This window comes from Leifsonia sp. Root4 (assembly GCF_001425085.1).
Taxonomy (GTDB): Bacteria; Actinomycetota; Actinomycetes; order Actinomycetales; family Microbacteriaceae; genus Microterricola.
Genome location: NZ_LMDN01000001.1, coordinates 77140 through 99575 on the forward strand (window position 1 = coordinate 77140; position 22436 = coordinate 99575).

At 67.8% G+C, this 22436-nt stretch carries 21 protein-coding genes; 7 read left to right on the forward strand and 14 right to left on the reverse strand.

What is annotated here, in order from left to right; translation table 11 throughout:
• Positions 1–21: 21 nt before the first annotated feature.
• The 4 genes from ASC66_RS00375 to ASC66_RS00390 all read right to left on the reverse strand — a co-directional run bounded on the left by ASC66_RS00375 (position 22) and on the right by ASC66_RS00390 (position 4699).
• Complete coding sequence (locus ASC66_RS00375; protein WP_055836006.1) at positions 22–996, reverse strand: AAA family ATPase; 975 nt, start codon at positions 994–996, stop codon at positions 22–24.
• A 119-nt stretch (positions 997–1115) separates the two neighbouring features.
• On the reverse strand, positions 1116–1604 hold the full coding sequence (gene coaD / locus ASC66_RS00380; protein WP_055833194.1) for a pantetheine-phosphate adenylyltransferase: 489 nt from the start codon (positions 1602–1604) through the stop codon (positions 1116–1118).
• 63 nt (positions 1605–1667) lie between these two features.
• Positions 1668–3911, reverse strand: coding sequence for an ATP-dependent DNA helicase RecG (locus tag ASC66_RS00385; protein ID WP_082491907.1), 2244 nt, complete (start codon positions 3909–3911; stop codon positions 1668–1670).
• Entirely contained in the window at positions 3908–4699 is a 792-nt protein-coding gene (locus tag ASC66_RS00390; RefSeq protein WP_055833197.1) for a tetratricopeptide repeat protein, read from the reverse strand. The genes ASC66_RS00385 and ASC66_RS00390 overlap by 4 nt, the downstream gene beginning before the upstream one ends.
• Positions 4700–4751: 52 nt before the next feature.
• On the opposite strand from ASC66_RS00390, the gene rsmD reads away from it, so the two are divergent.
• From rsmD to ASC66_RS00405, 3 genes are all read left to right on the forward strand, one after another.
• Entirely contained in the window at positions 4752–5336 is a 585-nt protein-coding gene (rsmD, locus tag ASC66_RS00395) for a 16S rRNA (guanine(966)-N(2))-methyltransferase RsmD (RefSeq protein ID WP_055833200.1), read from the forward strand.
• A gap of 135 nt (positions 5337–5471) precedes the next feature.
• Positions 5472–6827 carry an ATP-binding protein gene (locus ASC66_RS00400; protein ID WP_235496607.1) on the forward strand — a complete coding sequence of 452 codons (1356 nt, stop codon included), beginning with the start codon at positions 5472–5474 and terminating at the stop codon, positions 6825–6827.
• On the forward strand, positions 6824–7573 hold the full coding sequence (locus ASC66_RS00405) for a potassium channel family protein (RefSeq protein WP_055833203.1): 750 nt from the start codon (positions 6824–6826) through the stop codon (positions 7571–7573). The genes ASC66_RS00400 and ASC66_RS00405 overlap by 4 nt, the downstream gene beginning before the upstream one ends.
• Position 7574: 1 nt before the next feature.
• Here the strand turns inward: ASC66_RS00405 and thiL are convergent, their stop codons facing one another.
• Positions 7575–8606 (reverse strand): thiamine-phosphate kinase, encoded by a 1032-nt coding sequence (gene thiL / locus ASC66_RS00410; protein ID WP_055833205.1) that lies wholly within the window; start codon positions 8604–8606, stop codon positions 7575–7577.
• 25 nt (positions 8607–8631) lie between these two features.
• Here thiL and ASC66_RS00415 point away from each other — a divergent pair, with 25 nt between their 5' ends.
• A complete protein-coding gene (locus tag ASC66_RS00415; RefSeq protein ID WP_055833208.1) occupies positions 8632–9129 on the forward strand; it encodes a DUF3515 family protein in 498 nt (165 codons plus the stop codon).
• 118 nt (positions 9130–9247) lie between these two features.
• On the opposite strand, the gene ASC66_RS00420 is transcribed toward ASC66_RS00415, so the two are convergent.
• The 8 genes from ASC66_RS00420 to ASC66_RS00455 form a co-directional block, all read right to left on the reverse strand.
• Complete coding sequence (locus ASC66_RS00420) at positions 9248–10336, reverse strand: D-alanine--D-alanine ligase family protein (protein ID WP_055833212.1); 1089 nt, start codon at positions 10334–10336, stop codon at positions 9248–9250.
• Positions 10239–11381 carry an NAD(P)H-dependent glycerol-3-phosphate dehydrogenase gene (locus tag ASC66_RS00425; protein ID WP_055833215.1) on the reverse strand — a complete coding sequence of 381 codons (1143 nt, stop codon included), beginning with the start codon at positions 11379–11381 and terminating at the stop codon, positions 10239–10241. The genes ASC66_RS00420 and ASC66_RS00425 overlap by 98 nt, the downstream gene beginning before the upstream one ends.
• Positions 11371–12138 carry a lysophospholipid acyltransferase family protein gene (locus ASC66_RS00430; protein WP_055833219.1) on the reverse strand — a complete coding sequence of 256 codons (768 nt, stop codon included), beginning with the start codon at positions 12136–12138 and terminating at the stop codon, positions 11371–11373. Before ASC66_RS00430 ends, ASC66_RS00425 begins: the two co-directional genes overlap by 11 nt.
• 16 nt (positions 12139–12154) lie before the next feature.
• Positions 12155–13525: a UDP-N-acetylglucosamine 1-carboxyvinyltransferase gene (gene murA, locus ASC66_RS00435; protein WP_055833221.1), complete on the reverse strand. Its 1371-nt coding sequence runs from the start codon at positions 13523–13525 to the stop codon at positions 12155–12157.
• Entirely contained in the window at positions 13522–14157 is a 636-nt protein-coding gene (gene leuD / locus ASC66_RS00440) for a 3-isopropylmalate dehydratase small subunit (RefSeq protein ID WP_055833224.1), read from the reverse strand. The genes murA and leuD overlap by 4 nt, the downstream gene beginning before the upstream one ends.
• A 2-nt stretch (positions 14158–14159) precedes the next feature.
• Positions 14160–15644: a 3-isopropylmalate dehydratase large subunit gene (gene leuC, locus ASC66_RS00445; RefSeq protein ID WP_055833226.1), complete on the reverse strand. Its 1485-nt coding sequence runs from the start codon at positions 15642–15644 to the stop codon at positions 14160–14162.
• 115 nt (positions 15645–15759) lie between these two features.
• Positions 15760–16566: a PP2C family protein-serine/threonine phosphatase gene (locus ASC66_RS00450; RefSeq protein ID WP_082491909.1), complete on the reverse strand. Its 807-nt coding sequence runs from the start codon at positions 16564–16566 to the stop codon at positions 15760–15762.
• Positions 16567–16752: 186 nt separating this feature from the next.
• Positions 16753–17775 carry a TerC family protein gene (locus ASC66_RS00455; RefSeq protein ID WP_055836017.1) on the reverse strand — a complete coding sequence of 341 codons (1023 nt, stop codon included), beginning with the start codon at positions 17773–17775 and terminating at the stop codon, positions 16753–16755.
• A gap of 322 nt (positions 17776–18097) precedes the next feature.
• Between ASC66_RS00455 and ASC66_RS00460 the strand changes: the two genes are divergently transcribed.
• The 3 genes from ASC66_RS00460 (at position 18098) to ASC66_RS00470 (ending at position 21033) form a co-directional block, all read left to right on the forward strand.
• Positions 18098–18712 carry a TIGR00645 family protein gene (locus ASC66_RS00460; protein ID WP_235496609.1) on the forward strand — a complete coding sequence of 205 codons (615 nt, stop codon included), beginning with the start codon at positions 18098–18100 and terminating at the stop codon, positions 18710–18712.
• Between the two features lie 91 nt (positions 18713–18803).
• Positions 18804–19847, forward strand: a complete 1044-nt coding sequence (tdh, locus tag ASC66_RS00465; RefSeq protein WP_055833227.1) for an L-threonine 3-dehydrogenase — start codon at positions 18804–18806, stop codon at positions 19845–19847.
• 1 nt (position 19848) lies between these two features.
• Positions 19849–21033: a glycine C-acetyltransferase gene (locus tag ASC66_RS00470; protein WP_055833228.1), complete on the forward strand. Its 1185-nt coding sequence runs from the start codon at positions 19849–19851 to the stop codon at positions 21031–21033.
• A gap of 21 nt (positions 21034–21054) precedes the next feature.
• On the opposite strand, the gene ASC66_RS00475 is transcribed toward ASC66_RS00470, so the two are convergent.
• Positions 21055–22425, reverse strand: a complete 1371-nt coding sequence (locus tag ASC66_RS00475) for an MFS transporter (protein ID WP_055833231.1) — start codon at positions 22423–22425, stop codon at positions 21055–21057.
• Positions 22426–22436: the final 11 nt, after the last annotated feature.

Genomic DNA, 22436 nt, shown 5'->3' on the forward strand with positions numbered 1-22436 from the left:
TTCGCGCCCTTGCCGCTGCGCCTAGGCCCGTTGCGCCGAGCCGAGCGGCACCGGTGTGGCCGCGACGATGCGCCGGATGACCTCTTCGATCAGAGGCGCGCTCTCCTGGTGGTGGTGCCCGAGCGCGCGGCTCGTCGGCACCAGCCGGTGCCCGAAGACGGCGACGACGAGCTCGTCGATGTCGTCGGGCAGCACGAAGTCCCTGCCATGAAGCGCCGCATGCGCTTTCGCGGCGCGCACAAGCTGAAGTGTCGCCCTGGGGCTGGCGCCGAGCCGTAGATCACGGTCGTCGCGGGTGGCTCTGGCGATGCTGACGGCGTATTCCTTGACGCCGGCGGAGGCGTACACGGCGCGGGCTGCCTGCATCATCGCGCGCAGCTGTGGCTCGGTCACGACCGCGCTGATCCGGGCGAGCGGGCTGGAGGTGTCGCGGGCGTCGAGCATCGCCAGCTCGCTCTCCGGGTCCGGGTATCCCATCGAGATGCGGGCCATGAATCGGTCGCGCTGCGCTTCGGGAAGGGCGTACGTCCCCTCCATCTCGATCGGGTTCTGCGTGGCGACGACGGTGAACGGGCTCGCCAGCGGGTAGGTGGTGCCGTCGACGGTGACCTGGCGTTCCTCCATGCACTCGAGCAATGCGGACTGCGTCTTCGGGCTGGCGCGGTTGATCTCGTCGCCGATCACGATGTTGGCGAACACAGCCCCCGGCTTGAATTCGAAGCGACGCTCGGCCTGGTTGAAGATCGAGACGCCCGTCACGTCGCTCGGAAGCAGATCGGGGGTGAACTGGATGCGGCTGACGGAGGCATCGACGGAGGCGGCGAGCGCCTTGGCCAGCATCGTCTTGCCGACACCGGGCACGTCCTCGATCAGCAGGTGGCCCTCGGCCAGCAGCACCGTGAGGGCGGTGCGCACCGCCGTGTGCTTGCCGTCGATGACAGACTCCACGTTCGCCATGATCTGCGCGGCGAGTGACGCGAGTTCGTGCACGGGCATTCCGGCCACGGCATCCGCGGGTGCCGCGGCGCGTTTGCTCTGTGCCGTGGGAGTCTCGGTCGCCTTGCTCTGCGCAGCCGTGTTCTCGGCCGTCGTTGTGATCTCGATCGGCAGTCCGGTCATTGCGGGCTCCTCTGCAGATACTCGGACACCACGGCGGGCACGTACGGCGAGACGTCGCCGCCGAGGGCGGAGACCTGGCGCACCAGCGAGCTCGACACGTGGCCGTGGGCGGGGTTGGGCAGCAGGAACACCGTCTCCACCCCCGCGAGGTGGCGATTGACGATGGCCATGGGCGTCTCGTAGGCGACGTCGATCTGGGAGCGGATCCCCTTGACGAGCACCGATGCACCCACCTCGGTGCAGTAGTCGACGAGGAGTCCGACCGTCCAGGAGGAGACGACCACGTTGTCGGCCGTGAACGACTCGGCGACGGCCTGCTCGATCAGCGAGACGCGCTGGGCGATCGGCAGCAGTGCCGACTTGTCTGGGTTGTGCACGACGAGCACGTGCAGTTCGTCGTACAGTCCTGCAGCACGCTCGATCACGTCGAGGTGCCCGAGGGTGACGGGGTCAAAGGAACCAGGGACGACGGCGATCCTGCGCATAGAACTCACCCTAGCGCGTGGAGTGCGGCACACAAGGTGGCCGGGGCAATGGTGAGGAGCCACTCAGTTCTTGCTCAAGAACTCCCGGCTGGCCTCGTCGAGTCGGCGTGCGACGGCGTCGGCCAGCCCCTGGTGTTCGCGCAGCTCGGGGTCCTCCTCGATGATCCGCTCTGCGGCTCCGCGCGCATCGAGGATCAGTTCCCCGTCGTAGGCCACCCGCAGCAGGCGCAGCGAGGAATGTCCGCCGGATTGCATGCCGCCGAGCACGTTGCCCTCCCTGCGCAGTTCGAGGTCGACCTGCGCGAGTTCGAAACCGTCGAGGGTGGCCGCGACCGCCTCGACGCGCGCCAGACCGACGCTCTCCGGAACGGCTCGCGTCACGAGCAGGCAGAGCCCTGGAACGCCGCCGCGCCCGACGCGCCCGCGCAGCTGGTGCAGCTGTGAGACACCGAAGCGATCGGCATCCAGCACGACCATCATCGAGGCGTTCGGCACGTCGACGCCGACCTCGATCACCGTCGTCGCGACCAGCACGTCGATCTCGCCGGCGGCGAAGGCGATCATCGTCGCCTCCTTCTCCTCGCCGCTCATCCTGCCGTGCAGCGGTTCGATGCGCCGCCCCTGCAGGCTCGGCAGCGCGCGGAGCTCGGCCAGCACGCGCACAACGCTCGCCAGTGGCGCGGCGGATCCGGCGTCGGCGTCGCTCTCCAGCTCCTCGCCCTCTTCGATCTGTTTGGGTTCGATCGCCGGGCAGACGACGAATCCCTGCCTGCCCAGAGCCAGCTCCTCGGTGAGTCGCCGCCAGATCTGCCCCTCCCAGGCCGGTTTGATCGCCAACGGCACGATGAAGCTCTCGATGCCCGGTCGCCCGGCAGGCAGCTCCGCGATCACGCTCACGTCGAGGTCGCCGAACACCGTCATCGCCACGGTGCGCGGGATCGGGGTGGCCGTGAGCACGAGCACGTGCGGTTGACGGCCCTTCAGCCGCAGCGCATCGCGCTGATCGACGCCGAAGCGGTGTTGCTCGTCGACGACGACGAGGCCGAGGTCGTAGAACTCGACGGAGTCCGAGATGAGCGCATGGGTGCCGACGACGATGCGCGCCTGACCCGAGACGGCACGCAGCGTCGCCTTGCGCCGTTCTGCTGCGCCCTGCTGACCGGTGAGGAGCGTCGGCACGAGCTCTGCCGCCAGGTCGGGGCCGAGCGCGCGGACGATCGAGCGCAGGTGCTGGGACGCCAGCACCTCCGTCGGTGCGAGCAGAGCCGACTGCCCGCCGGAGTCCGCGACGGCGAGCATCGCCCGCAGCGCCACGATCGTCTTGCCCGAGCCGACCTCGCCCTGCACCAGCCGGTTCATCGGGGAGCTGGCGGCCAGATCGCGCGCGATCTCCTCACCGACGGTGTTCTGGTCGCCCGTCAGCCGGAACGGCAGGGCGGCGTCGAACCGTTCGAGCAGGCCGCCGGGCTTCGGCACGCGCGGTGTCGCCGGCTCCGTGCGCGAGCGGGCCCTCTTCTGCAGCAGGGCCGCCTGCAGCACGAACGCCTCCGTGAAGCGCAGGGTGCGTTTGGCGCCGAGCCAGTCGCCGTCCTTCTCCGGGCGGTGGATCGCCTCCAAAGCCCTGGCCTGCTCGAGCAAGGACCTCTCGCGGCGGAGTTCGGCGGGAACGGGGTCGGGGATGAAGCCGATCGCGTCGAGGGCGGTGCGCATGATCGAGGCGATCTCCGCGCTCGTCACCTGGTTGGTTGCCGGGTAGATCGGGATGGGTGTCTCCGACCAGCGCCTGGCCTCGTCATCGCTGTCGATGCCGAACGGATCGTCGTCGAGGTCGGTCTCGAACGGGGCGAAGTGCGGGTGCGCGAGTTGCAGGCTGCCCTTGTAATCGGTGATCTTGCCGGAGAAGATGCCGCGCACGCCCGGCCGCAGCGTCTCGAGCCGCCACTTCTGGTTGAAGAAGGTGAGCTTGACGACGGCCGTGCCGTCGCTGATCGTGATCTCGACGATCGAGCCCCGCCGCGTCTTCATCGAGCGCTCGCGGGCTTCCGTGACCTGGCCGACGATCGTGACGTTCTCGCCGAGCGGGAGGTCGCTGAGCGCCGTCAGCTCTCCACGTTTGGTGTAGCGCCTGGGGTAATGCGCCAGCAGATCGGCCATGGTGACCATGCCGAAGGCCTTCTGCAGGGCGGACGCCGTGCGCCCGCCGAGCACGCCGGCGATCTTGTCGTCGAGTGATGCCAGCCCCGGGGCGATGGGCAGCGCGGCGAGCGCGGCCTGCTCTCGTGCCAGGGGGTCCAGCGGCTCGGTCATTCTTCGATCGTAGGCTCAGTCTCCGACACGCTCGGCTGAGCAGCGGGCGGAGTCGCGAGGAGCGCGGCGATCTCGGCCGCGACGTATGGGTCATCGGGGCGCTGGACGGCGAGCACACGCTGGAGCTTCAGCGCCTCGTCGGTGCGGCCGAGGCTGCGGAGGCACCTGGCGATGGCCCAGCGGGCGATGAAGCGCTGCTCGGAGGTTCCGACGGCCTTCGCGAAATCGAGTGCGCGCTCGAAGTAGGGCAGTGCCTCCTCGGCGCGTCCGTTGTCGTGCAGGTACCAGGCCAGGTTGTTGTTCAGCGCGACACCCCAGCGCTGGGTGCGCGCCTGGCTGGCTGTGGCGAGCAGCTCGAGGCCGTCTGCCGCCCACTGCTCCTCCTGGCCGACATCCGTCAGCGCCAGCATGTGCAGGGCGTCCAGGACCAGGAAGGTGACACCACCGGCGGCGGCGTCACGAGCGGCCTTGGTGAAGAGCGGCACCGCCTCCTCCGGAACGCCCTCGGCCACGCGCAGCCGGCCGCGCTCCAGTGCGATGCGGGCGGCGACGATCGGGCTGTCGCTGTCGATCGCGTTCAGCACGGCGTCACCGTCGTCGTACTGGCCGGAGAGCCCGAGCGCCCGAGCGAGCTGTGTTGCGAGCTCTGCCCTGGCCTCGTCGCTGTATTCGCTGTCGTCGCACGCATGTCGAAAGCGCTCGGCGGAGAGCTGCGGGTCGGTAAAATTCCACAGCTGATCCAGGACTGTCTGGTCAATGGTCTTCGGTGACGCGTTGAGATCTGACACACTCCCATCTTCACAGAGTTGGCCCTCGTGTGCGGGGTAGGCTCGAAGCACAATGACACGAATAGTTTCCGGATTCGCCGGCTCGCTCACCCTGCGAGTGCCCAAGAACGGTACCCGCCCGACCAGCGACCGTGTGCGCGAGGCGATTTTCTCGGCGCTCGACGCCCGCGACGCCATCACCGGACTGCGCGTGCTCGACCTCTACGCCGGCTCCGGAGCGCTCGGGCTGGAGGCCGCGAGCCGCGGCGCGCGTGTTGTGACGCTGGTCGAGAAGAACCAGCAGGCTGCCACCCTCTGCCGGGCGAATGCCTCGGCCGTCGCGAAGGCCGCGCCCCGAACCAGCGCACCGCAGATCACCGTGAGCGGGCAGAGCGTCCAGGGCTTCCTCGACAGCACGAGCGCCGGTTTCGACCTGGTCTTCATCGATCCCCCCTATGAGCTCAGCGCCGAGGAGCTCGCAGAGAATCTGCGCGCGCTCGCACCGCTGCTGCACGAGGAGGCGATCGTGATGATCGAGCGCAGCTCCCGTTCGCCGGAGCCGGAGTGGCCGAGCGGCCTCGAGCTGGACCGCCGCAAGGACTACGGCGACACGACGCTCTGGTGGGCGCACGCGGCAGAGGCGCAGCCAGACGCCTGATCCGCCGCCCCGTGTGGGATCTATCCCTCACCCCAGCCGCTGTGGAAGACTCTGAGCGTGATCAGCACAGACACCGCGCATCAGAGCACACAGGCACCGGTCGCCCACTCACTGGACGGGCGCCGATTTCGATTTGTGGGCGCAATCGGAGGCGCGGCCGACCACGGGGACTTCGTGACGCTCTCCGAGCGCGGCGAGCGAACACAGCTCGGTCAGATCGACCAGCTTGAGGCCGCGGAGGATGGTTCCGTTCGCGGCGAGGGAACGATTCTCGGCCTGATCCGTGACGGTGCGATCGACATCACCGGAACCGTTCCGTTCGACACGGCGACGATGGTCGAGGCCGACGCGGCAACGATCGAACTCGTTTACAACGGAACGGGGGCGACGCTGAGTATCGGCACGATTCTCGGCGAGGCATCCGTCCCCGCACGCCTCATTCCGCACCGCTTCAATCGACACACCTTCTGGTGTGGGCAAAGCGGTTCAGGCAAGACCTACGCGCTCGGGGTGCTCATCGAACAACTTCTGATCAACACCAGCCTGCCGATGGTCATCTTCGACCCCAACGCCGACTTCGTGCGCCTCGGCGAACTCAGCCCGCACGGCCTGGCCCCCGGAGCAGCGGCGGAGGCCGGCCTGCTCGGCCACAGGGACCTTCGCGTGCTGCGCCCCGGTGACGAGTCCCCCGACTCGCTGCGCGTGCGTTTCACCGAACTTTCGATGCCGGCGAAGGCAGCCGTTCTGCGCCTCGATCCCCTGGCCGACAGGGCCGAGTACAACGAGTTGCTCCACCTCGAGGAGACGATCGGGAGCCAGGGGCCCGAGCTCATCATCCCGCAGCTGATGCAGAGTGAGAACCCGGCCGCCCGTGCTCTGGCCGCGCGGATCGAGAACCTCCGGCTGATCGAGTGGGAGGTGTGGGCCGGCCAGCTCGAGGCGGTGACCGACATCATCGAAGAGCGCCCGGATGCCACGGTGCTCGACCTCGGCGGCTTCGCCCACCCGGACGAGTACCTCGTCGTCGCCCTCGCCGTGCTCGACGACCTCTGGGCGAAGCGTGAGTCGCGGCGGCCGATCCTGATCGTCATCGACGAGGCACACAATCTCTGCTCCCCGGAGCACGGGGGGCCATTGTTCGTCGCCGTGCGCGAACGCCTCACCCAGATTGCGGCGGAGGGGCGCAAGTACGGCCTGTGGTTGCTGCTCTCGACCCAGCGTCCGTCGAAGATCGCATCCGGCATCCTCTCGCAGTGCGACAACGTCGCCGTGATGCGGATGAGTTCGCCGGCGGACCTCGCCGAGCTCTCCACCCGCTTCGGATATGCGCCCAGCTCAATGCTGGCCCGCTCGACAGGCTTCCGCCAGGGTGAGGCCTTCTTCGCCGGCGGCTTCGTCCCGGCGCCGACGCTGGCGACGATGCGCACCCGGCTGACCAAGGAGGGCGGCGCCGACGTCAGGGTCCCGCTGCGCGACGGCGAGCACCGATGAGACCCGCCACGAAGCAGGGCGAGCGGGACGAGCGCCGCGAGGGCGTGCGCACCCGCTGGGAGCGCGCGACGCGGTGGCCGCTCATCGCCTTGTCGATCGGCTTCCTCGTCGCGTACAGCCTGTTGGCCATCACGTCCGATCGCCCCCGGGATGAAGAGATCACCATTCTCGTCATCATGGGGATCGCCTGGCTGGCCTTCATCATCGACCCGATCGTGCGCATCGCCCTGACGGCGCCCTCCCACCGGCGCCAGTACTACGCCGCGCACAGGATCGAGGTGTTCTCGGCCGTTCTGCCGATTCTGCGGCCGTTCTCGCTGTTGCGCCACCTCGAGTCGGCGCCGGGCTTCGGCGGCAACGGGGGCAACGCGCTGCGCTCTCGGGTGGTTGCCATCGCCGCCGCCTACGCCGGCATGTTCGTCTACGTCATCGCGATCACGGTGCTCCGGGTTGAACGCGGGGCGGACGGAGCCACAATCCTGAGTTTCGGCGAAGCGCTGTGGTGGGCCTTCGTCACGGTCGCGACGGTCGGCTACGGCGACTACACCCCGGTCACGACTCTCGGCCGGTTCCTGGCCGTCATCTTGATGGCCGGCGGGGTCGTGATCATCGGAACGGCGAGCGCCCTCATCGTCTCGTACCTCACCGAACGCATCGGATCGCACAACCGCACCGGCGTGGCACGCCCCGTCGAGTCGGCGCAGGCCGGTGTCGAGGCCGACGCGGACGCGGACGAGGCACCCTGACTCAGCCGGCGTGGCCGTCCCAGCCGCGGTAGGGGTCCCAGCCGCCGAGCACGTGCGGGGCGCCGTCCACGGTGATCCCCGCCGTCTCCTCGCCCGTCAGAGCGTGCACACGCCCGATCACGCGGAACGCCGCCGGGATCGCGCTGCCTGACGCGAAGCAGGCCAGCAGGGAGTGGTCCTCTCCCCCGCCGAGTGCGCTCTCGGGGTGCTCACCGAGCTCCGCCGAGTCGAAGTCGATCCGCACGCCGCTGGCGACCGCGATCCGTGCGGCGTCGAGCGCGAGCCCGTCCGAGACGTCGAGCATGGCGGTGGCCCCGGATGCCGCGGCGAGTGCGCCTGCGGCGATGGGTGGGGACGGGCGCAGCTGGGCGCCGAGCAGCCGCGGGTGTTCGAGGCGGAGAGCGGCCGCCGCGGCGGCATCCGGGGCGCCGCCCGCGTCCACTGCCCTGGTGAACAGCAGCGCCAGGCCGCGGCCGGCTTCGCCGAGCGCGTTGCCACCCTCCGCGATCGTCACGAGGTCGCCTGCGCGCGCGCCGGAGCGCAGCACGGGAGCGTGGCCGCCGAGGTCGCCGAACGCGGTGACGGCGATGGTCAGCGTCTCCGAGGCGGAGAGATCGCCGCCGACGACGCCGCAGCCGGGTGCGAGCGCGGCGCAGGCCTCACGGAGGCCGTCGGCGATGCCCTCGATCACGCTGACCGGCAGGCTCTGCGGGGCGGCGATCGCCACGACGAGCGCGGTCGGGCGGGCGCCCATCGCGGCGACATCGGAGAGGTTCGTCGCGGCCGCCTTCCAGCCGAGGTCGCCGGGCCGTGACCAGGCGAGACGGAAGTCCGGGCCGTGGATCATCATGTCGGTCGTGACGACGTACCGGCCGTCCGGCGCAGCGATGACGGCCGCGTCATCGCCGGGGCCGACGAGGGTGGCATCCGACTCGGGTAGACGGGGGAAGATCCGCTGCAGCACCGCGATCTCGCTGAGCTCGGCCAGGGTCGGGCCGGCGGTGTCGAACGAGGGGTGCTCAGCGTGCGTCATAGAACTCACGGTAGCCTGAAGAGCGATGATCTCCCGCACCGTGACCCGTTCCATGACCCGCACCCTGAGCGTCGTCGGCGCCGCCGCTCTGCTGACGGCGACGCTGTCCGGATGCGCGGCCGCCGTGGCGCTCGAACCGGCCGATGACGCCGCGAACCCCGGTTGCGCAGAGGTCGTCGTGCGTCTGCCAGAGGCCCTCGGCGAGCAGCAACTGCGCGAGACCAACGCCCAGGGCACGGGCGCATGGGGCGACCCGGCGACGATCCTGTTGCGCTGCGGCGTCGAGGTGCCGGGGCCGACGACGCAGCAGTGCGTCGAGGTGGGCGGCGTGGACTGGATCGTCGACGACAGCAACAAGCCGATCTTCCGCTTCACGACCTACGGCCGCACGCCGGCCACCGAGGTCATCGTCGACTACGACAAGGCATCGGCCAGCGCGCTGATCGACCTCGTCGGCGCCCTCTCCACGATCCCGGCGGAGAACCGCTGCATCGACGTCAGCGACGTGCTCCCCGCCGGCTGAGCGCCGCCCGCTCCACACCCGTCCACCCCGCCGCGTATAAGGCAATAGTGCGTGTGCAAGGACCTCTTCGCGAGAAGAGTCCTTGCAGACGCACTATGACCTTATGTGCGGATGCCGGCTACTCGGCCAGCGCGAGCTCGATCAGCTCGTCGATCAGCTCGGGGTAGCTGAGTCCGGAGTTCAACCAGCAGGTGGGGAACATCGAGATCGGCGTGAATCCGGGCATCGTGTTGATCTCGTTGACGACGAAGCCGTCTGCGGTGAGGAAGAAGTCCACGCGCGCGAGGCCCGCGCAGCCGATGGCTTCGAAGGTCCGCACGGCGAGCTCGGCCATCTCGGCGAGCTCGGCGTCGCTGAGCTCCGCCGGGCAGACCAGGTCGATTCCCGGTGCGTCGAGGTACTTGGCGTCGAAGTCGTAGAAGTCACGGCCGCTGACGATCACCTCGCCGGCGACGGATGCCCGCGGCGCCTGCCCCGGGCGCCCGCCGAGTACCCCGATCTCGACCTCGCGGCCGATCAGCGTTGCCTCGATCAGAACCTTGTCGTCTTCGGCCAGCGCGGTCGCCATGGCATCCGCGAGCCGGTCGAGCGTGGACACCTTGCTGACGCCGACGCTCGAACCGGCGCGTGCCGGCTTGACGAAGACCGGCAGGCCGAGCGCCGTGACGGCAGACTCGACGCCGGCCGGGTCGGTGGCCCAGCTGCGTGCGGTGACGGTCTGCCACGGGGCGACGGCGATGCCGGCCTGGCGCAGCACGGTCTTGGTGAAGTGCTTGTCCATGCCGAGGGCACTGGCGAGCACGCCGGAGCCGACGAAGGGCAGTCCGGCCAGCTCGAGCAGGCCCTGGATCGTGCCGTCCTCGCCGAACGGCCCGTGCAGGATCGGGAACACGACGTCGACCGCGCCGAGCGAGCGCACGGTGCCGTCGGCCTCGACCACGCTGAGTTCGCGCGAGGCGGTGCTCTCCGGCCAGCGCACGCGGGTGCCGTTGTCGCTGACGTGCGGCATGGCGGCGGGGTTCAGCGCGAAGAGGGCCGCGTCATCCGGCTGCAGCGTGAACGCACCGTCGCTCGTCATCCCGATCGGGATGACCGTGAAACGCTCGCGGTCAATCGCCGAGAGAACTCCGCCCGCTGTTGCGCAGCTGATCGAATGCTCGCTTGACCGACCCCCAAAGAGCAGCGCCACCGTGAGCTTGTGCGTCATCGAGAGTCCTTTCGCCTTGCGGCTCGTCCGAATCGGTTGTGAGGTGCGGTGCGATGTCGCGCGGGTTCAGTGTGCCTGCCAGAACCTGGCGCACCTGCTCGACGATCGGCATCTCGACACCCTTGGCCTTGGCCAGTTCGAGGATGGGGCCGACGGATGCCAGGCCCTCGGTTGTCTGTTGCATCTGCTTGACCACGTCGCCCTGGCTGTAGCCCTGGCCGAGCAGACGCCCTGCCGTGTTGTTGCGCGAGAGCGGGGACTGGCAGGTGGCGATCAGGTCGCCGAGTCCGGCGAGGCCGGACAGCGTCTCCGGGTGCGCGCCGTATGCCACGGCGAAGTCGGTCATCTCGACCAGGCCGCGGGTGATGATCGATGCCTTGGTGTTCTCGCCGTAGCCGACACCATCGACGATGCCGATGGCGACGGCGATCAGGTTCTTCAGCACTCCGCCGAACTCCGTGCCGATGACGTCGGTGTTCACAAAGGAGCGGAAGTAGTCGTTGCGGGCGAGGAGCGCGACGGCCTGGGCCGTCTCGAGGCTCGTCGAGGAGACGACGGCGGCCGTCGGCTGCTGCTTGGCGATCTCGAGGGCCAGGTTGGGGCCGGAGATCGCCGCGATGTTGTCTGGGCTGATCGGCAGCACCTGCTCGATCACCTCGCTCATGCGCAGCCCGCTGGAGCGTTCGACGCCCTTCATCAGGCTGACGATGATCGCGTTCGCGCCGAGGTGCGGCTCCGCCGCGATCAGGTTCTCACGCAGTGACTGGCTCGGCACCGAGACGAAGACCTGCTCCGCGCCGGCGAGGGCCAGGTCGAGCCTCGCGGTCGCGCGCAGCGAGATCGGCAGGTTGATGCCCGGCAGGTAGTCGCTGTTGCGCTTGGCCTCCTGGATCTCGCGGGCGAGCTCCGGGCGGCGTGCCCACAGCACGACGTCTGCCCCGCCGTCGGCGAGGATCTTGGCGAAGGTCGTTCCCCAGCTTCCCGCGCCGAGCACGGCGACACGGGTCCCCGGTCGAATGGTTGCGGTCTTGGCCCTAGGAGTCAAAACGACCCGTCTCTTTCTGGTCGTGGGCGCTGGGGTTCCAGCGCTCGGCCGGAGCCTTCTCTTCGCGCAGCTCTTCAAGCAGTGCGGTGATGGCATCCATCACCACGGCTGTTGCCTGGTTGAGGGTTGCGGTGTCGAGGGGCTTGTCTCTGAATGCGTCAAGGTTCACGGGGTCGCCGACCTTGACGAGGATGTGCTTGCGCGGGAAGAGGCTGATCTTCTTCGAGTAGCGGGCCATCAGCTGCTGTGTTCCCCAGTGTGCGACGGGGATGACAGGGATGCCGCGTTCGAGCGCGATGCGCACAGCGCCGGTCTTGCCGCGCATCGGCCACAGATCGGGGTCGCGGGTCAGCGAACCCTCCGGGTAGACGACGACCATGCGTCCCTTCTCGACGAGCTCCTCTGCCGCACGGATCGCGGAGTGCGACTTGTTGCCGTGGCGGTCGACGGGAATCTGGCCCGAGACCCGCAGGGCCCAGCCGAGCACGGGAACCTTGAAGACGGAGGCCTTCGCGAGGAAGCGGGGGTAACGCCCCAGCTTCCACGCGACGACGCCGACGACGACGGGGTCGATCTCGCTGTAGTGATTCGGTGCGAGCACGTAGGCGCCCTGCCGAGGCATCTTGTGCCCGTCACGGATCTCGTAGCGCGCAGCGAGGTTCATCAGTGGAACGGCGAGCAGCGCGAAGACCCAGAAGATCGACGGGTGACTCTTCTCCGAGCGCACGCGGCGTCCGGACTGTGTTGGTGCGGGCATTCCCCTATTATCGCGATCAGTCTTCGAGAACGAAGTCTGCACCGAGAATCTCAAGCTTGGTGAGGAAGTTCTCGTAACCGCGCGCGATGATTCCGACGTTGCTGACCGTCGACGTTCCGTCCGCGCTCAGCGCGGCCACGAGGTGGCTGAAGCCGCCGCGCAGATCGGGAACCTCGATGTCGGCACCCTTCAGAACGGTGGGCCCGGTGATCACGGCGGAGTGGTTGAAATTGCGCTGCCCGAAGCGGCAGGCCTGCCCGCCGAGGCACTCCTTGTGGATCTGGATCGTCGCGCCCATCTCGACCAGGGCGTCGACGAAGCCGAAACGCTGCTCGTAGACGGTCTCGTGAACGATCGAGACACCCTTGGCCTTCGTCAACGCCACGACGAGCGGCTGCTGCCAGTCGGTCATGAAGCCGGGGTGAACACCCGTCTCGATGATCACCGGGTTCAGGTCGCCGCCTGGGTGGTAGAAACGGATGCCGTCTTCGAGGATGTCGAAGGCGCCACCGACCTTGCGGTACACGTTGAGGAAGGTGAGCATCTCGGCCTGGCGAGCTCCGCCGACGGTGATGTCGCCCTCGGTCGCGAGCGCGGCCGCGGCCCAGCTGGCAGCCTCGTTGCGGTCGAACAGCGAACGGTGGTTGTAGCCGGTGAGGTGCTCGACACCCTCGATGCGGATGACGCGGTCGGTGTCGACCGAGATGGTCGCGCCCATCTTCTGCAGGATGTTGATGAGATCCATGATCTCGGGTTCGATGGCCGCGCCCTTGAGCTCGGTGATGCCCTCTGCGCGCACCGCGGTCAGCAGTACCTGCTCCGTGGCGCCGACGCTCGGGTACGGCAGCTCGACCTTGGCTCCGTGCAGCCCGTTCGGGGCCGACATCCGGATGCCGCTCGGTAGCTTCTCGACGACGGCGCCGAACTTGCGCAGCACGTCGAGGTGGAAGTCGATCGGACGGTCGCCGATGCGGCATCCGCCGAGGTCGGGGATGAACGCCTCGCCGAGACGGTGCAGCAGCGGCCCGCAGAACAGGATCGGGATGCGGCTGGAGCCGGCGTGCGCGTCGATGGCCGCGAAGTGGGCGACCTCGACGTTGGTCGGGTCGAGGATGAGCTCGCCCTCTTCCGCGCCCTCGCTCACGTGGACGCCGTGCACCTCGAGCAGTCCGCGCACAATGCGGACGTCGCTGATGTTCGGAACGTCCTTGAGCACGCTGGGCGTCTCGCCCAGCAGCGCGGCAACCATCGCCTTGGTGACGAGGTTCTTCGCACCCTTCAGTTCAATGCGTCCCACGAGCGGCTTGCCGCCGTGGATGGTGATCTTGTCGACGGAGAGACCGACGGCCGAGCCGTGGTTCTTTGCATCATCGCCGAGACTGTTCAAATTTCCGCCTGCACGTTCTGCCTCACTGGGAGGGCCTGTTTAACTGGAAGAGTACGGGGCCGCCAGCTTTCACGGGTGGCCTCGAATTCTGTGATCAACGCTTCGTCGCGCAGGGTGAGCCCGATGTCGTCAAGACCTTCGAGCAGCCGCCACCGAGTGTAATCGTCAACCTCGAACGGAAGCTGAAGATCACCGACGGTGACAGTTCGCTCAACCAGATCGACGGTCGCTTCTATTCCCGGGTTCGCATCGATGGCGGCCCAGATCTTCTCGACATCCTCTTCGCTGATCTGCGCGGCGAGCAGGCCCTGCTTGCCGGAGTTCCCGCGGAAGATGTCGCCGAAGCGCGGGCTCAGCACCACGTCGAAGCCGAAGTCGCGCAGCGCCCACACGGCGTGCTCACGCGAGGATCCCGTGCCGAAATCGGCGCCGGCCACCAGCACGCGCGCGCCCTGGAACTCGGGCCGGTTGAGCACGAACTCCGGGTCCTGGCGCCAGCCGTAGAAGAGCGCGTCTTCGAAGCCGGTCTTGGTGACGCGCTTGAGGAACACGGCGGGGATGATCTGGTCGGTGTCGACGTTCGAGCGGCGCAGCGGAGCCGCGATGCCCGTGACGGTTGTGAACTTCTCCATGGCTACTTCGCCTCTCCCTCTGTGGTCAGCGAATCGGTGGTCAGCGAATCGGTGTCGTGTTCGAGATCCCAGGGGCTCGACAGGGTGCCGCGGATGGCGGTTGCCGCGGCCACGAGCGGGGAGACGAGGTGGGTGCGACCGCCCTTGCCCTGGCGGCCCTCGAAGTTACGGTTCGAGGTGGACGCGCAGCGCTCCCCCGGGGCCAGCTGGTCCGGGTTCATGCCGAGGCACATCGAACAGCCGGCGAAACGCCACTCGGCACCGAAGTCGGTGATGATCTTGTCGAGGCCCTCGGCCTCGGCCTCGATGCGCACGCGGGCGGATCCGGGAACGACCATGACGCGCACGCCGTCGGCCTTCTTCTTGCCCTGGATGACGCTGGCGAATGCACGCAGGTCTTCGATGCGGCTGTTCGTGCACGAGCCCATGAAGACCGCGTCCACGGACACGTCCTTGAGCGGCGTGCCGGCGGTCAGATCCATGTACTCCAGCGCCCGCTCTGCGGCTGCACGCTCATTGGCGTCGCTGAAGTCGGCCGGGTTCGGAACCGTGTCGCTCAGCGAGACGCCCTGGCCGGGGTTGGTGCCCCAGGTGACGAAGGGCTCGAGGGTGTTCGCGTCGATGATGACCTCGGCGTCGAAGCTCGCGCCGTCGTCGGTGGCGAGGGTGTCCCAGTACGACACGGCGTCGTCCCAGTCCTGGCCGGCCGGCGCGTGGGCGCGGCCCTTGAGGTACTCGTAGGTGGTGGCATCCGGTGCGACCATGCCTGCGCGGGCGCCCGCCTCGATCGACATGTTGCAGATCGTCATGCGGCCGTCCATCGACAGCGCACGGATGGCACTTCCGCGGTACTCGAGCACGTAGCCTTGGCCACCGCCTGTGCCGATCTTGGCGATGACGGCCAGGATGATGTCCTTGGCGGTGACCCCGGGGCGGAGCGTACCCTCGACGGTGATCGCCATGGTCTTGAACGGCTTGAGCGGCAACGTCTGCGTCGCCATCACGTGCTCGACCTCGCTGGTGCCGATACCGAAGGCCATGGCGCCGAACGCGCCGTGGGTGGAGGTGTGCGAGTCACCGCAGACGACGGTGATTCCCGGCTGCGTGAGCCCGAGCTGGGGGCCGACGACGTGCACGATGCCCTGCTCGATGTCGCCGAGCGAGTGCAGACGAACACCGAACTCGTCGCAGTTGCGGCGGAGGGTCTCGATCTGGGTGCGGCTCGTCAGATCAGCGATGGGCTTGTCGATGGCGAGCGTCGGCGTGTTGTGGTCTTCCGTCGCGATCGTCAGATCGGGGCGGCGCAGCTGCCGGCCGGCCATGCGCAGACCGTCGAATGCCTGCGGGCTGGTGACCTCGTGAACGAGGTGCAGATCGATGTAGATGAGGTCGGGCGTGCCGTCCTCACCCTTCTTCACGAGGTGGGCATCCCAGACTTTCTCGGCCAGGGTGCGAGGGCGTGAAGCAGAACGTGATTCTGTGGTCATTGTGTGAGCGTCTTCCTCAATGAATGGTGGTCAGCCAACGACGAACTCCGCGACGAGGGAGGCCTGGGTTTCTAGGACTCGTCGCGGCACAGAAGAAGTCGACCGTACAACACAATTACAGGCTAGCACTCGGTGTGAACGCGTCCGTCCGCACGACGACAACGGAGACATTGTCGCGCCCGCCGCCCTCGAGCGCGGCCTCGACGAGCTCGTCGGCGATGCCGCTGAAATCGCCTCGCGCCTCGCGTCTGGCGAAGATCGCCGTGAGCTCGCTGCGGTCGAGTTCCTTGGTGAGTCCGTCGGAGCAGATCAGGAAGGTGCTGTGCTCGGACGGTGAGCTCAACCAGACATCGACGTCGACCGTGTCCTCGGCGCCGAGCGCGCGGGTGATCACGTTGCGTTCCGGGTGCTGCTCGGCATCCTCGGCGCTGATCAGGCCGGCATCCACCATCACCTGCACCGCGGAGTGGTCGACGCTCTGCTGGTCGAGCACGCGGCCGTCCCAGCTGTACACCCGGGAGTCTCCGACGTTGAAGATCATCCAGCCGTACTCGTTCTCCTCGTCGCCGTCGACGAGGGCGACACCGGTGAGGGTCGTTCCGGCGACCGCCGTGCCGGAATCGCCGGCCTCGCTCAGATCGCGGACGGCGTCGTTGGCCGAGTGGATCGCGTCGAGCACCTGCTCCGGGGTGGTCAGCACGCCCGGAACGATGTGCTCGGTGAAGACGCGCGTGACCACCTGGCTGGCCGCATCCCCCCGCGCGTGCCCGCCCATTCCGTCGGCGACCAGGAAGACGGGCGCTGCGGCGAGGAACGAGTCCTCGTTCACCTTGCGCACGAGCCCGACGTCGCTGCGTGCCTGGACGACGAGCGCGAGCGCGCCACTCGGCAGCACGATGGTGCTCGGCTGGTCTGTTGCCACGTGCTTCTCCCGTATGACGAAGGTGCTGCCCGACGAACGGGGCGTTCCACGCTACCAAAGCGCGGGGCACCCCGCCCGCTCCCCCGCTCGCTGTGCGCAAAACAGGCGAATCCGGCCGGGTGACACCAAAAACAGGCAGTTCCGGCGGAATCCGCGCGGAACTGCCTGTTTTCGAAACGCCGAGGATTAGTCCTCGGTGAAGTGCGGAACCTCTTCGAGCAGCGTGTGACCGCGCTTCTTGGCGTCGGCGCGCGCCTTGATCAGGCTCGCGATCGTCGCGACGGCCATCGACGCGATGATCACCGCGAGCGAGGTCCAGGTGTCGATCTCCGGCGCCCACTCGATGCCGTGGCCGCCATTGATGAACGGCAGCTCGTTGGTGTGCATGGCGTGGAAGACGAGCTTCACACCGATGAAGAACAGGATGAACGCGATGCCGTACTTGAGGTACTCGAGACGCTCCAGTAGACCGCCGAGCAGGAAGTAGAGCTGGCGCAGACCCATCAGGGCGAAGACGTTCGCGGTGAACACGATGAACGGGCTCTGCGTTATGCCGAAGATCGCGGGGATGGAGTCGAGCGCGAAGATCAGGTCGGTGGTGCCGATCGCGATGAACACGATGATCATCGGGGTCAGCACCTTGCGACCGTCGATGACCGTGCGCACCTTGGCGCCGTCGAAGTCGTCGCTGATGTGCACGCGGCGGCGCAGCCAACGGATCAGGCCGTTCTCGCCGTCGCCCTCTTCTTCCTTGCCGAAGGCCTGCTTGATGGCCGTGTAGAGCAGGAAGGCACCGAAGATGTAGAAGACCCAGCTGAAGCTCTCGATGAGCTGGGCGCCGAGCAGAATGAAGATTCCGCGCAGCACGAGGGCGATGATGATGCCGACCATCAGCACCTCTTGCTGGTACTTCCGCGGCACGCTGAAGCGGGCCATGATGATGACGAAGACGAACAGGTTGTCGATCGACAGGCTGTACTCGGTGAGCCAACCGGCCAGGAACTGGCCCGCGTACTCGCCGCCCGCGAAGAGCAGCATCAGCCCGGCGAAGACCAGGGCCAGGAACACGTAGAAGCCCACCCAGAGCGATGCCTCTTTCATGGAGGGCACGTGGGGGCGCTTGAAGACGATCAGGAGATCGGCGACGAGGATCAGGGTCAGAACGACGAGTGATCCGATTTCGAATGCGATGGGCAGCTCGAGTTGCACGGGGACCTTTCGGAGGAAGTGCTTCGCCACTTGCGGTGGGTAGCACGAAACTCGAAAGTCTCTCCCCCACGATGATCCGGTCTGGCCGTTTCCTCGCGTCCCGAGCCCGGAACACCGACCGCGGTGCTCGTATTGACGGACTCGAAATGGGCATTTCTGCCCGGTGGGATACTCCCCTTCGCGTTGCCGAGTCTAGCGGATGCCGCCGCCACAACGGCACCCCGACAGCAGCCCACACAGCTTCGCCGGCATCCGTGCCCCTAGAATTTCTCTGCGCAGCGTCGCGCTCACCCCACCCACACTTTCAGAGCCTGGAGCCCGAGTGAGCCTCGTCACCCCGCCGACCCGCCAATTCCGCAAGAGCCCAGCGTCGGCAGCGCTCGGCTACACGATCTTCTTCAGCCGCTGGCTGCAGGCGCCCCTCTACCTCGGGCTCATCGTGGCCCAGGGTGTCTACGTCGTGCTGTTCATGCGCGAACTCTGGCACCTGATCACCCACCTCGAGACCCTGACCGAGACCGGCGTGATGCTGCTCGTCCTCGGCCTCATCGATGTCGTCATGATCGCGAACCTGCTGATCATGGTCATCATCGGCGGGTACGAGACCTTCGTCTCGAAGATCAACCTCGACGGCCACCCCGACCAGCCGGAGTGGCTGAGCCACGTGAACGCCAACGTGCTCAAGGTCAAGCTGGCCATGGCGATCATCGGCATCTCCTCGATCCACCTGCTCAAGACCTTCATCGCCGTCGGCGACATGGGCGACCCGAAGTACGACGGCGGCTACACCTGGGACGGCGTGTTCTGGCAGGTCATCATCCACTGCGTCTTCATTTTCTCGGCGATGGCGCTCGCATGGATCGACAAGATCTCGCACAAGGCGCACCTCGAGGCTGTGCAGGCGCACACCCTCACCGACGCCGTCGTAACGGACTGATCCCGCCCCGTCGCCCGGGGTAACATCGCCTCTGTACCAACCATCGGCGGCAGACCGCCGCCGCGTTCATCGACGAGCGAGAGGCGTATCAGTGCTGGCACTATTCAAGCCACACGGCGCTCCCGGACTGGAACTGGCCGACCGGCCGGAACCTCAACCGGGCGACCATGAAGTAAAAATCCGCGTGCTGCGAACCGGCATCTGCGGAACCGATCTGCACATCGAGAGTTGGGACGCCTGGGCGGCGAGCACCATCAAGCCGCCGATCATCCCGGGTCACGAGTTCTACGGCGAGGTCGTGGAAATCGGCCGCGAGGTGCGCGACGTGGCCGTGGGAGCGCGAGTCTCCGGCGAGGGCCACATCGTGTGCGGAACCTGTCGCAACTGTCGTGCGGGCCGCAGGCAGATGTGCATCCGCACCGTGAGCGTTGGCGTGAACCGCGACGGCGCATTCGCCGAGTACGTTGTGATCCCAGAGAGCAACGTCTGGGTGCACACGGATGACGTCTCCCCCGAGGTCGCCGCGATCTTCGACCCCTTCGGCAACGCCGTGCACACGGCGCTCAGCTTCCCGCTCGTCGGCGAAGACGTGCTCATCACCGGCGCCGGCCCCATCGGGCTCATGTCGGCTGCCGTCGCGCGCCACATCGGCGCCCGCTACATCGTCGTCACCGACGTCTCTGAGCCCCGCCTCGAACTCGCCAGGCAGATGGGCGCCGACCTCACCGTGAACGTCGCCGAGCGACGGATCGTCGAGGCTCAGCGCGAGCTCGGCATGCGCGAGGGCTTCGACGTCGGTTTCGAGATGAGCGGTCACCCCGGCGCGCTGCCGGAGATGATCGAGAACCTCAACCACGGCGGACGGGTCGCGATGCTCGGCCTGCCGAGTGCCCCGATCGATGTCGACTGGGCCAAGGTCGTGACGCACATGCTCACGATCAAGGGGATTTACGGCCGCGAGATGTACGAGTCGTGGAATGCGATGAGCGCCATGCTGCAGTCGAGCAGCGAACTGCGCGACTCCCTGTCGGCGGTGATCACCGACCGATTCCCCGCACGGGAGTGGGAGGCCGGTTTCGCGGCGGCACGGGAGGCACACGGCGGCAAAGTCGTGCTTGATTGGAGTGAGGTCTGAGATGTACGGAACCATGCAACAGCGGGCTCAGCAGAGCCTTGACGAGATCGCCGCGGCCGGCCTCTACAAGCACGAACGCCGCATCAGTTCGGCGCAGTCCGCGCACATCACGGCCAACGGCGGCGACGTGCTCAACTTCTGCGCCAACAACTACCTGGGGCTCGCCGATCATCCAGACATCATCGGAGCGGCGAAGGCCGCGATGGACGACTGGGGCTTCGGTCTGGCGAGCGTCCGTTTCATCTGCGGCACCCAGGATCTGCACATCGAGCTGGAGCGGCGCGTCTCCGAGTTCCTCGGCACAGACGACACCATCCTGTTCTCGAGCTGCTTCGACGCGAACGGCGGAGTCTTCGAGGGACTCTTCGGCGCGGAGGACGCCATCATCTCCGACGCGCTCAACCACGCGTCGATCATCGACGGCATCCGTCTCTGCAAGGCCAGGCGGCTGCGCTATGCCAACCGCGACATGGCCGAGCTCGAGGCCCAGCTCATCGCCGCCGCGGATGCCAGGACCCGCGTCATCGTGACCGATGGCGTGTTCTCGATGGACGGCTCGCTGGCTCCGCTGGCCGAGATCTGCGATCTCGCTGAGCGCTACGACGCACTCGTGATGGTCGACGACTCGCACGCTGTCGGCTTCGTCGGAGAGCATGGCCGCGGCACACCGGAGCTGGCCGGCGTCTCCGACCGGGTCGACATCTACACCGGCACATTCGGCAAGGCCCTCGGCGGGGCATCCGGCGGCTACGTCGCGGCCCACGCCGAGCTCGTCGCCCTGCTGCGCCAGCGCGCCCGGCCGTATCTGTTCTCGAACACGGTGGCACCGGCCGTCGTGGCGGGCACCTTGGCAGCGCTCGATCTCATCGCCGGCAGCGGGGACGACAGGGAGCGGCTCCGCCGGAACGCCGCGCACTTCCGCGCGCGGATGACGGAGGAGGGTTTCGATCTGATTCCGGGCGAGCACCCGATCGTTCCCGTCATGTTCGGCGATGCCGCGTTGGCCGCGCGGATCGCGGATCACATGCTGGGCGACGGTGTGTACGTGATCGCCTTCAGCTACCCCGTCGTTCCGCAGGGCACGGCGCGGATCCGGGTGCAGCTGAGCGCGGCGCACAGCCACGACGACATCGAGAAGGCCGTCGCGGCGTTCGTGAGTGCCAGGGCCGCGGAGACTCCGGCCTAGCCGGAGCTCCCAAGCAGAGCCCTAGGCGTCTTCCAGGCCCCGCTCATCGAGGCGGGGTCCTGGAAGCCACGGCGCGACATCGGGCACCCCGGCGACGACGTCATCGTCGCTGTCGTCGCTGCTGAGCGGATTCGCGATCTCGTCCTGTGGCATCCGGGCCCAGAGGATCGCAATCGCTGCGAACACGGCCGGCAGCACTCCAGCGATCAGGAAGGTCGGTCCGAGCCCGATCGACTCGCCGACCGGGCCGGCCAGCGCCATCGACATCGGCATGAGCGCGAGCGAGACGAAGAAGTCGAGGCTCGACACCCGCCCGAGCATGTGCGGGGGCACGCGGCGCTGCAGCAGCGTTCCCCAGATCACGCTGCCGAGTGAGAAGAAGAAGCCGACGATGAACACCGCGACGGCCATCACCCAGACGTGGCTGGTGTAGCCGATCACGACCAGCGGCAGACAGCCGGGGCCCCACGCCAGGTTCATCACCGTGAGGTAGCGCCGCGGCATCCGCATCGACGAGATGAGCAGCGAGCCGAGCACACTTCCCACGCCGAATGCGGCGAGCACGACCGCGTACTCGGCCGGCCCTCCCCCTGCCGCGTCCTTGACGGCGAACGGCGCGAGCACATCGATGGGGCCGATGACGACGAGGATGAACGCCAGAGCGAACAGCAGCGTCGCCAGCAGCCACGGTGTCGTGAACATGTAGCGGAAACCCTCGGCGAGGTCGCCGATGGCGGCACGCACCGGGTGTCTGGTCTCGTGTGAGAGGTCACGGCGGAGCGGCACGGTGCGCAGAACCACCAGCGCGCCGACGGCGAAGAGTTGCAGAATGCCGACTATCACGAAGGCGAGGGCCGGGGATGCCGCGGCGACCGCCGCGCTGGCCAGCGCAGGGCCGGCCGCCTGCAACGCCGCGGGGCGCAGCATGCCCTCGAAGCCGTTCGCCGCGAGGAGATCGTCGCCGGGCAGGATCGACGGGAGCATGGCGCTGTACGCCGGGTAGAAGAACCCCTCGCCGATGCCGATGATGAGCGCGGCGATCGCCAGGTGCCAGAGCTCGAGCGCGCCGGAGACGGCGAGGGCCGCGACCGCCCCGATCACGACGATCTTCGCCGCTTCGACGACGAGCAGCGTGCACTTCTGCGGCACACGGTCGGCGACGACTCCGCCGATCAGCACGACGGCGACGAGGCCGATCCCGCTCATCGTCGCGACCAGGGAGAGTTGTACCGGTCCGCCTCCGAGCTCGATCACCTGCCAGACGATGGCGACGAGCCACATGCCGGAGCCGAGCAGCGACAGCGTGAGTGCGGTGGCGAGGATCCGATACTGCGGCGCACGGAAGGGACGCAGTGCCCGCGGGAGTCCGCGCGCCGCCCGCTCAGTGCTCATCGTCCCTCCAG